This is a genomic window from Pseudoalteromonas sp. A3 (genome assembly GCF_025942345.1).
GTDB classification, from domain to species: Bacteria; Pseudomonadota; Gammaproteobacteria; order Enterobacterales; family Alteromonadaceae; genus Pseudoalteromonas; species Pseudoalteromonas atlantica.
This window is the reverse complement of the sequence record NZ_JAPCKL010000004.1, coordinates 361,894-371,335: the sequence shown is the minus strand read 5'-3', so window position 1 is coordinate 371,335 and position 9,442 is coordinate 361,894. Positions and strand designations below refer to the sequence as shown.

The 9,442-nt window shown below is 40.6% G+C and carries 8 protein-coding genes; 4 read left to right on the top strand and 4 right to left on the bottom strand.

What is annotated here, in order from left to right; all coding sequences use genetic code 11:
• Positions 1 to 118: 118 nt before the first annotated feature.
• The 3 genes from OIZ54_RS10465 to OIZ54_RS10455 form a co-directional block, all read right to left on the bottom strand.
• Entirely contained in the window at positions 119 to 1,051 is a 933-nt protein-coding gene (locus tag OIZ54_RS10465) for an exopolyphosphatase (protein WP_264390359.1), read from the bottom strand.
• Positions 1,052 to 1,369: 318 nt separating this feature from the next.
• Positions 1,370 to 2,818 (bottom strand): dihydrolipoyl dehydrogenase, encoded by a 1,449-nt coding sequence (locus OIZ54_RS10460; RefSeq protein ID WP_264390358.1) that lies wholly within the window; start codon positions 2,816 to 2,818, stop codon positions 1,370 to 1,372.
• A gap of 82 nt (positions 2,819 to 2,900) precedes the next feature.
• A complete protein-coding gene (locus OIZ54_RS10455) occupies positions 2,901 to 3,629 on the bottom strand; it encodes a glutathione peroxidase (protein ID WP_024033064.1) in 729 nt (242 codons plus the stop codon).
• A gap of 109 nt (positions 3,630 to 3,738) precedes the next feature.
• On the opposite strand from OIZ54_RS10455, the gene OIZ54_RS10450 reads away from it, so the two are divergent.
• Complete coding sequence (locus OIZ54_RS10450) at positions 3,739 to 4,629, top strand: LysR substrate-binding domain-containing protein (protein WP_029774511.1); 891 nt, start codon at positions 3,739 to 3,741, stop codon at positions 4,627 to 4,629.
• On the opposite strand, the gene OIZ54_RS10445 is transcribed toward OIZ54_RS10450, so the two are convergent.
• Complete coding sequence (locus OIZ54_RS10445; protein ID WP_029774510.1) at positions 4,626 to 5,819, bottom strand: flagellar assembly protein FlgT; 1,194 nt, start codon at positions 5,817 to 5,819, stop codon at positions 4,626 to 4,628. The genes OIZ54_RS10450 and OIZ54_RS10445 overlap by 4 nt on opposite strands.
• A gap of 129 nt (positions 5,820 to 5,948) precedes the next feature.
• Here OIZ54_RS10445 and OIZ54_RS10440 point away from each other — a divergent pair, with 129 nt between their 5' ends.
• The 3 genes from OIZ54_RS10440 to OIZ54_RS10430 all read left to right on the top strand — a co-directional run bounded on the left by OIZ54_RS10440 (position 5,949) and on the right by OIZ54_RS10430 (position 9,437).
• Entirely contained in the window at positions 5,949 to 6,404 is a 456-nt protein-coding gene (locus OIZ54_RS10440) for an LPP20 family lipoprotein (protein ID WP_004589651.1), read from the top strand.
• 367 nt (positions 6,405 to 6,771) lie between these two features.
• On the top strand, positions 6,772 to 7,479 hold the full coding sequence (locus OIZ54_RS10435; protein WP_024033060.1) for a transglutaminase-like cysteine peptidase: 708 nt from the start codon (positions 6,772 to 6,774) through the stop codon (positions 7,477 to 7,479).
• Positions 7,479 to 9,437: a LapD/MoxY N-terminal periplasmic domain-containing protein gene (locus OIZ54_RS10430; RefSeq protein ID WP_264390357.1), complete on the top strand. Its 1,959-nt coding sequence runs from the start codon at positions 7,479 to 7,481 to the stop codon at positions 9,435 to 9,437. The genes OIZ54_RS10435 and OIZ54_RS10430 overlap by 1 nt, the downstream gene beginning before the upstream one ends.
• Positions 9,438 to 9,442 lie beyond the last annotated feature (5 nt).

Here is a 9,442-nt window from a genome sequence, read left to right as displayed (position 1 = left end):
ACGATTGGAAATGTTAGCCCCATACAATATGAATCAATGAATTAAAACCCCGTGTCTACTTTATCGGGGTCAGATCATACAGCTTAAAGCTTACAGCTTACAGCTTACAGCTTACAGCTCAACCATCACTCGTAATAGTATCTATCAGCTCACTAAGTACTGCTTCGGCTTTGCTGGTTTCTACTTGGCAGGTGCCGGCGTTTAAGTGGCCGCCACCGCCGTATTTAAGACATAACTCGCCCACATTAGTGTTTGAAGTGCGGTTGGTGATTGATTTACCTATGGCAAATACTACGTTTTGTTTTTTAAGGCCCCACATTTTGTGAATTGATATATTGCAGTCGGGGTACATGGCGTAAATAACAAAGCGGTTGGTGGCGTAAATAGTTTCCTCTTGAGTTAAATCTAGCACCACGAGGTTTTTATGCACGGTTGCGCATTGTGCTATTTGCTCTTTGGCCTTTTCGTTATGCTCGTTATAAAGCGCAACACGTTCGGCTACGTCTTCCATTTTTAAAATATCTTCAATGCTTTGATCTTTACAGGCATCAATTAGCTTCATCATTAATTGGTAGTTTGAAATTTTAAACTCGCGGAATCGGCCAAGGCCTGTGCGTGCATCCATGATAAAGTTCATTAATACCCAGTCTGTTGGGTTGAGTATTTCGTCTTTTGAGAACTGCGCAGCATCGCCTTTATCTACGGCTTCCATCATGTCTGTGCTGATGTTTGGAAATTTTTCTGCGCCGCCATAATAATCATAAACAACGCGTGCAGCAGAAGGAGCTTTAGGGTCAATTACATGGTTTTTAATATCGCTTGCGTTACGTACGGTTTCGCTTAAGTGATGGTCAAATGCAATGTGACAGCCAGCAACGTAGGGTAGGTTAGTGGTAATGTCGTTTGCAGTTATGTCTATTTTGCCATCTTGCATGTCTTTTGGGTGTACAAATAAAATGTCATCAATTAGGTCTAAGTCTTTGAGCAGTACGGCACATACTAAGCCATCAAAATCGCTGCGGGTGACTAGTCTAAATTTATTATTGGGCATAGCTTTTCCATCTTGTTGTGATTGAGTAATCAAATAAGTGTAACAGCTAAAATAATTTTTGAGAGGTTATAGCAATCGAATTAAAAATTTAGTCATTCTAACGTACTAAATAAAGCGTAAACGGCGTTATAAATTTTTAAGTAGAACATATGCCTATCGAAAATTAGGCCTTTGTTATTACTCTGTTTATCTGTTGCTATCAATACCTCATAATTTAATACAATGGGTATTAGCGTTAAAAAAGCGCATAAAAAAGCCAAAACGACTGTTTTGGCTTTTTGTTAGCAAGTATGTATTTGTTTTATTTCTGTATAAAAGTTAAGCGCCTGGTCCGCATTCCATACAGCTGTTAATAATATCTGGGCCAAATTTAAGTCTGGCATTTAAATCGCGAAGGGCCGTGCGTAAACCTTCTTCAATTACTGGGTGGTAAAATGGCATATCCAGCATTTCTGGTACGGTCATTTTGTTTTGCACAGCCCATGCTAATAAATGAGCAAGGTGTTCGGCTTGTGGGCCAATAAATTCTGCACCTAAAAATAAGCCAGTGCCTTGCTCTGCGTAAACGCGCATGTGGCCTTTATTTTTAAGCATTACTCGGCTGCGGCCTTGGTTTTCAAAGCTCACTTCGCCTACTTCAAAGCAACCACATTCACCTAGGCGGTCTGTAATTTGTTTGTAGCTGTCGCCTACCATTGCTATTTGTGGGTCACTAAACACTGCGGCAATTTTTGCGCGGCGAAGGCCAATGCGTACATCGGGGAAGCGCCCAGCATTTTGACCGGCAATGGTGCCTTGATCAGATGCTTCGTGTAGCAGGGGGATCATATTGCTGGCATCGCCCGCTATAAATATATTTGAGTTACCACATTGCATTGTGTGCGGGTCGGCGTGTGGCACACCGCGCTCATCAAGCTCTATGCTGGTATTCTCTAAACCTAGCTTGTCTACGTTGGGTACTCGGCCTGTGGCTGCAAGTACGTAGTCAAATTGCTCGGTGTGTTTAGCACCGTCTTTATCGGTGTAAGTAAGCTGGGCTTTATCGCCAACTTGCATCATGTCAGATACGTTTGAGTCGGTATCTACAAAAAATTCTTCAGCAAAAACAGTGTTTGCATAGTCTTTAATTACTGGGTCGGTAAGTGGGCCAATTGCGCCGCCAACACCAAATAATTTTACGTTTACGCCCAAGCGACTAAGTGCTTGGCCAATTTCTAGGCCTATTACGCCTGGGCCAAATACAGCCACTGACTCTGGTAGGTCGTCCCAGTCAAATACATCATCGTTTATAATAAGTTTGTCACCAAAGTTATTAAACACGCCTGGGTATGATGGGCGTGAACCGGTGGCAATTACAAAGCGTTTAGCAGTAATAATGATGTCATCGTCAATTTGTACGCGGTTGGCGTCTAAAAACTTGGCGTAGCCACGAATTTTATCTTCATCAGGAATGTCGTATACGGCTTCTACTACGAATCCTGCAAAGCGGTCTCGTTCGCTTTTAACACGTGCCATAACTGCTTTGCCGTCTATTCTTGGCTTTGAGCTATGTACACCAAATGCAGGTGCCATTTCAATTGAATGCGCGGCTTCGGCTGCGGCAATAAGTAATTTACTTGGCATACAACCAACGCGTGCACAGGTAGTACCGTACGGGCCTGATTCAATCATTAAAACGTTAGGGGTGAATTGTTTTGCGTTACGGTATGCGCTTAAGCCTGCAGTACCTGCACCTATAACAACAACATCGGTTTGTAATTCTTTCATAGTGGTATCCTTTATTATTTTCAATCTGAGCGATGAGATTGATATAGAGGGGCGTGTACGCCCCTGCTATCTTTTTACTTAATTAAGCAAAGTATTTTTCTAAATCGTCTGAGCCGCCAATGTGTTGTCCACCAATAAATATTTGTGGAACAGTGTCACGGCCAGTGATTGCTTTAAGGCTTGTTAATGTAGCGCCTGCACCCATAACAACTTCTTCAAATGCGTAGCCTTTTTCTGTTAGTAGCTCTTTTGCTTTTTTACAGAAAGGGCAACCAGGTTTAGTAAATACGGTTACTGGCTCTGGCTTAGTTTGTTTTGGGTTGATGTAGTCAAGCATTGTGTCTGCATCAGAAACTTCAAACGGGTCGCCTGGTAAATCTGGTTCGATGAACATTTTGTCGATAACGCCATCTTTAACTAGCATAGAGTATCTCCAGCTGCGCTTACCAAAGCCTAAATCATTTTTATCTACTAACATGCCCATGCCGTCAGTGAATTCGCCGTTGCCATCAGGTAATAATGTGATGTTTTGCGCTTCTTGATGCTCTGCCCATGCGTTCATTACAAATGTATCGTTTACTGATACACATACAATTTCATCAACGCCATTTTGCTTAAGTACACCGGCTAACTCGTTGTAGCGTGGTAAGTGAGTTGATGAACAGGTTGGTGTAAATGCGCCCGGTAGTGAAAACACAACAACGGTTCTGCCTGTAAAAATTTCGTCTGTGGTTACTGATTTCCATTCGTCGTTTTGACGTGTTGCAAATGTAACGCTTGGGATTGTTTGACCTTCAATATTCTTTAACATAGTTTGTTCCTCTTGATTTGTTGGAGCCATTATGGCGAGAATTTAAATATAGTTCCAATCGTTTGTTTGTATTAAACTAATAGGTATAGCCTATCAGGTGGAGATGAATTTGAACTTAAAAGATTTAGAGTATGTAAAAGCAATAGCGCACCACAAGCATTTTCGCAAAGCGGCCGATGCCTGTTTTGTTAGCCAGCCTACACTAAGTGGGCAAGTAAAAAAGCTTGAGCAAGAGCTTAATGTTGTTTTATTTGACCGCTCAACTAAGCAAGTTACATTAACAGCGCAAGGTGAACGTTTGTTGACACAAATAAACGTTATTTTAGAGCAAACAGAAATCTTAAAAGAGCTAGCGGCTACTTCAAACGGGCCGCTACAAGGTAAGCTAAGAATTGGTATTATTCCTACTATTGCGCCGTACTTACTCAGCGCTTTACTGACCTCTATGAAAGCGGCGTTTAGCGAGAGCCACTTTTCGTTTATAGAAATGCAAACAGCGACTATGCTAGAGGCGCTTGATAACGGCGAGCTCGACTTTGCAATTTTGGCCGATGTTCCCGAGCTTAAAAACTACCATACGGTTAACGTGTACAAAGAAGACTTTATGGTTGCTGTTTCAACCGATAACCCATTATCTAATCGTAAAAAAGTAGCGCTAAGCGATTTACAAAGTTGTAGCCTATTAATGTTAAGTGATGGTCATTGCTTTAAAGATCAAGCCCAAAAGTTTTGTTTTGCTGCGGGAGTGGATGTGTCAAACCAATATCAGGGCAATAGTTTAGAAACTTTATTGGCGCTGGTGGCGATAGATGACGGGGTGACATTTGTGCCCAAGCTTGCGTGTACACAGCGTGTAGGGATTGATTATTTAGCTATTTTTCCTAATCAGCAACGTAATGTGGTATTTGCTTGCAGAAAACACTACCCGCGTTTGGCGGGCGTTGAGCAATTAGCCCAGTGGTTGGCAGAGCACCCAAATTTAAAGCGGGCGCTTATTTAGCGTTCTTGGCTTGCAACCTCTACTACATCGTTTATTTGTACCCCAGGCAAAGGCTTGTCGTTAAGGCTTACAGCAATTGCGCTTTGTTTATAAAGTTGCTCAACCACAATGGTGTTAAGCGTGGTAATGGTATGCGGCATAGTATTGCCTTGTGCATCGGTTAAGTAGTTATGGTGCGCAATGCTTAATAGTTGGCCTTTTTTAAGACCATGATCTTTGCCTAGGTTTATCACCAATTTGTTGTTTTCCATGTGCATTATTTTTCCTTTAGTAGGAAAACACGCCATAGCCGCTTGTATATCGTAACTGACCGTTTGATTTATATCGCTAATGCTTTGCCCAAAAGGTGATTGCCAAAATCTATCACTATTTACATCAACTATGGCTGTTTTTTCAAATGGCCATACAGCTTGGGTATGATAGCTGTTTTGCCATAATTGTTCGTACGTGGTGCCATCAAACAACATAAACTCAATAGCGTAGCTGCGCTGGTAGGTTTCGTCTTGCCAAAAGGCGTAGTCGTTGTTGAGTTTATCGCTTGGCGCTAAGTTGGTTATTTGGCTTAATAAAACATATTGCGCGTTGCTTCTGGCTGAAAGCTCTTCTAGTTGTGCATTTGAGTAGTCGTGCTGCTGATTAAAGTAATTGTCTACATTAATTGCTTTATTGTAGTAAGCAACGGGCAGGGCGCTCATTTTTGTGCTTTGCAAAGCGCTAAATAACTTTTTACTAATGGCTTTATTTACGTCAAATATTTGACCCATTAAGGCATGTTCACGATGAACAAGCTGGCTTTGGGTTACAGCAACAAATTTATTAAAGCTACTTTGTGGGCATTGCTCTGTTTGGGCAAATACATCAAGCCTAAGCGTAATGGCAAATTGTTGATTTTGGCGTTGCTCGCTCACCAGCTCTATTTTTTGTATTTCGCCGTGGCTACTAATTTTTAGCTGATCTTGCGTTAGCACGCCATCTACCAAGGTTTGTACCGAGCTAACCCGGGCGCCAGAAAACACTAATGCTTGTGTAATTGCATCTTTAATCGCGGCCGATTTAGCACTGCTTATGTCGCCATTTTGTATTTGTGCATGGCCGGTAGATTCAAACCATTGTGCGTAAGTACTGGCAGAAAACGTTAATAATGCAGCGCTAGTAACACCTGCAAATAGTGATGATAAAAACGTGTTCATACTGGTACTCCACATAAAATTAGTTAATTACGCTTTAGCTAAGCAAGGACTGCACCAATATGAGGACTTTATAACAAATGGCATTAAACCTGCATTTATTTGCGCAATTAGTTTAAAGGGTGCAAATAAATGCGTGCAATTATATTACTTACTTTAGCAGGCCTTGGCCTTGCCGGTTGCAGCAACGTGTTTGATAAACATGTTGAGTACAAATATGTAGAGCCAAATAATTATCCCATACTTAAAGCGGTTGGTTATGCACCTATTAGCTTGCAGCAAGGGGCTAATAAATCACAAAAGCAATTAATGGCAATTAAGGCCTCTAAGCTTGAGGCGTACCGTGAACTGACTGAGCAAGTTTATGGGCAAAAAATTACAGCGGGCACGTCTGTAGCAGGTGCTATTGCTCAAAACGATTACATGGAAAGTAAAGTGCAGGGCATAATTAAAGGTGCGCAAATTATTAAAACTTACTCAGTTGACGATGTATACGTTACTGAGCTTGAGCTAAACATGAAGCGCGTGCACGACTTATATATAGGTGAAATTAAGCCGCGTGAAGTTAAAAAAGTGACCTACTACTAAGTAACTGGCCAGTACTTTAAATAGTAAAGCTATATTAAGCTGCTATTTTAGCGGTTGGTTTTAGCGTTAAGCGCGTGCGCGTGGAATATACTCGTATAGCAATACATAACTTTACTATTTACGGGAGCGTTTTTCTGTAAATCTAGGGTTTGATTAATCAGCTTTAAATACAACGATGATTCAATACGTTAGTTAATGTATTAAGCAAAGTTGAAATGACCGAGTTAAAATTTAAATCTAGTAAAAAAACACATACAAAATATCTCATCCTTTTATATTGAGTGCTATGCTGTTGTTACGAATAATATTTGAACAAGTAGTGTAGCGTTTAGTATATGTTTTTAATTTTTCTTTTTTTGGGCTGTGAATGACACTTAGGCCTACTCTTTCCTCAAATAAGCTATTTTTTTGGTGCAAAAGCAATTTGCGCTATTTACTGCTATTTTTTTTACTTTCAAGCGGCGTGTTTGCGAGCCGTTTAACTATTCAATTTAATACCTTTATAGAATTAATGGGGCAAAAGTATGGCCCTGCGCGAGTCACTGTGGCGCGTAATTGGCAAACTATGTTGGTGCGCACCCAAAATAAACCAGAACAACAACAAATTTTAATTGTTAACGACTTTTTTGCACGCAATCTTCGATACCAAACCGATATACAGCTTTGGAAGCAAAACGACTATTGGGCTACGCCATTAGAAACCCTTGGCCGTGGTTTAGGTGATTGTGAAGATTATGCCATTGCTAAATATATTAGTTTACGCGCCTTAGGCGTAAGCGATGACAAGCTTAGGCTTATATATGTAAAAGCTAAGCTTGCTGGTACAAACAAAACACAAGCACACATGGTATTAGGCTACTTTGCTACGCCTAATGCTCAGCCGCTTATTTTAGATAGTTTAATAACAAAAGTGTTACCTGCAGCAAAACGCGTTGATTTAAGCCCGGTATTTAGTTTTAACAGCCAAGGTTTATGGGCAAATAACTCGACCAAAAGTGTAGCCAGCCCGACAGCAAGGCTATCGCGTTGGCGTAAAATTTTGGAGCAGACATCACAAGAAGGGGTTATGTGGTAATGGCGTCATTTTCCTTATTTAAGTTTTTCAAAAAAAGAAAAATCACTCTTAGGCAAGAGCTGTGGATCACCTTGCTGGTGGTGATTTTTGTTGGCTTTATAAGTAGCGTATTAATAAGTACTAACTCTGCTAGAAACTATTTTTCTACGCAGCTGTATTTAAAAAATGTTGATAATGCCAGCTCCTTAGCGCTGATGATTAGTCAGCTTGAAAAAGATCCTGTAGAGCTTGAGCTGTTAGTGTCGGCCACTTTTGATACCGGCCACTACAAACGTATAGAACTGCAAGACCCAAATGGTGAGGTTATTGTAAAGCGCGTATTTACCGACACGTTAGAAAATACCGCACCAGCTTGGTTTAGAGCGGTATATGGGCTTAATGTACAGCCAGGTGTAGGGCAAGTTAACAACGGTTGGCAGCAATTTGGCACTTTATTTGTTGAAAGCCACAGCCAATATGCTGAGCAAGCATTGTGGGAAAGCGCCCTTAAACTGTTTTTTAGCTTTTTAGTGGTGGCCTTTTTTGCTTGTGCCATAAGTGCGTATTTATTACGTAGAATTTTAACGCCACTTGATGATGTGGTGTACCAAGCTAACGCCTTTGGCGATAAGCGTTTTATTAAGTCAAAAGTGCCAAAAACCTTTGAGTTTGCACGCCTTGTGCAGTCGATGAATTTATTATCGACACGGTTTAGTCGCATTATAAAAGAAGATAATAAACGCTTAGAGGAGCTGCGTTTTAAAGCCCAGCACGATGAGCTAACAGGGCTTGCCAATCGAGAGTATTTTAGTGCCACATTAGAGGCTCATTTACAAAAAGTGAAAGATCATGCCCATGGTGCTTTGTTTTTATTTAGGGTGGTTAATTTAGATAAAATAAGTGAATCGATTAGCCGTGTAGAAATGGTTAATTTTTTACGCCGTTTTTCTCAGGTGTTAACGCAGTTTTTAGAGTCGAATCAGGCGCACTTTTCAGAAAACTATATTGCGCGTATATCACATACCGACTTTACTGTGTTGTTTAGCGATACTGATGATATTCAGGCGCTTAGCGAGCAAATAACCGCACTGCATAGATCGATTGTTGATGAATACAAAAATATTGATTTGGCCATTGTACACAGTTGTACCTACATAGAGAAAAACGACACCCGCTTTGATTTATTACGCCGTGTAGATGGTTTATTAAAAACAGCAGGTAACAAACCTGGGGTGCAAGCAAAAGTCATTGATAATAAACAAAAGAGTGAAATTTTTGATGACTCTACTGGCTGGCAAAAGGCTATTGAGGATGCACTTGAGCAAAAAACTATACAGTTAAATTGTTTAGAGGTTATGGGTTTTAACGACACCTTGTTACAGCACCAGCTTAGTTTAAGTTTAGAATTTGGCGGCCAACATTATAAATCAAGCTACTACTATCAATGGGCTAATCGCTTAAACCTATTAGCACGTTTGGATTGGAGTTTAATCAAGCAAATTGTTAAACAGTACGGTGAAGCGCCGCCAAATGAATTGATTGCTGTAGAGCTTTCGGCGCAAACATTAATGGATGATACCGCGCTTGCCTCGGTATTAACCTATGTATCTGCCTTTCCTGATTTGGCAAAAAATATCTGTTTTGATATACGCGAAAACATTGTCGTAAACGAAAAGGATATATTTAAGGAATTTTGTGAGCAGGTGCGTTGTATGGGCGCTAAAGTGGCACTTAAACGTGTGGGGCCTGAATTTACTAAGATTAAGAACATTCAAGAATTTGGCTTAGAAATGCTTAAAATAGACAGCATTTACGGGCATAACATTAGTTATAGCCAAGATAATCAAACCTTCTTACGCGGTGTTTGCACATTAGCACATTCTATTGGTATTAAAGTGGTCGCGCAGGGCGTAACAAGCCAAGACGATATAGATACACTGGTTAATCTAGGTTTTGATGGGGTAATTAAAGAGTCGTAAAGCGA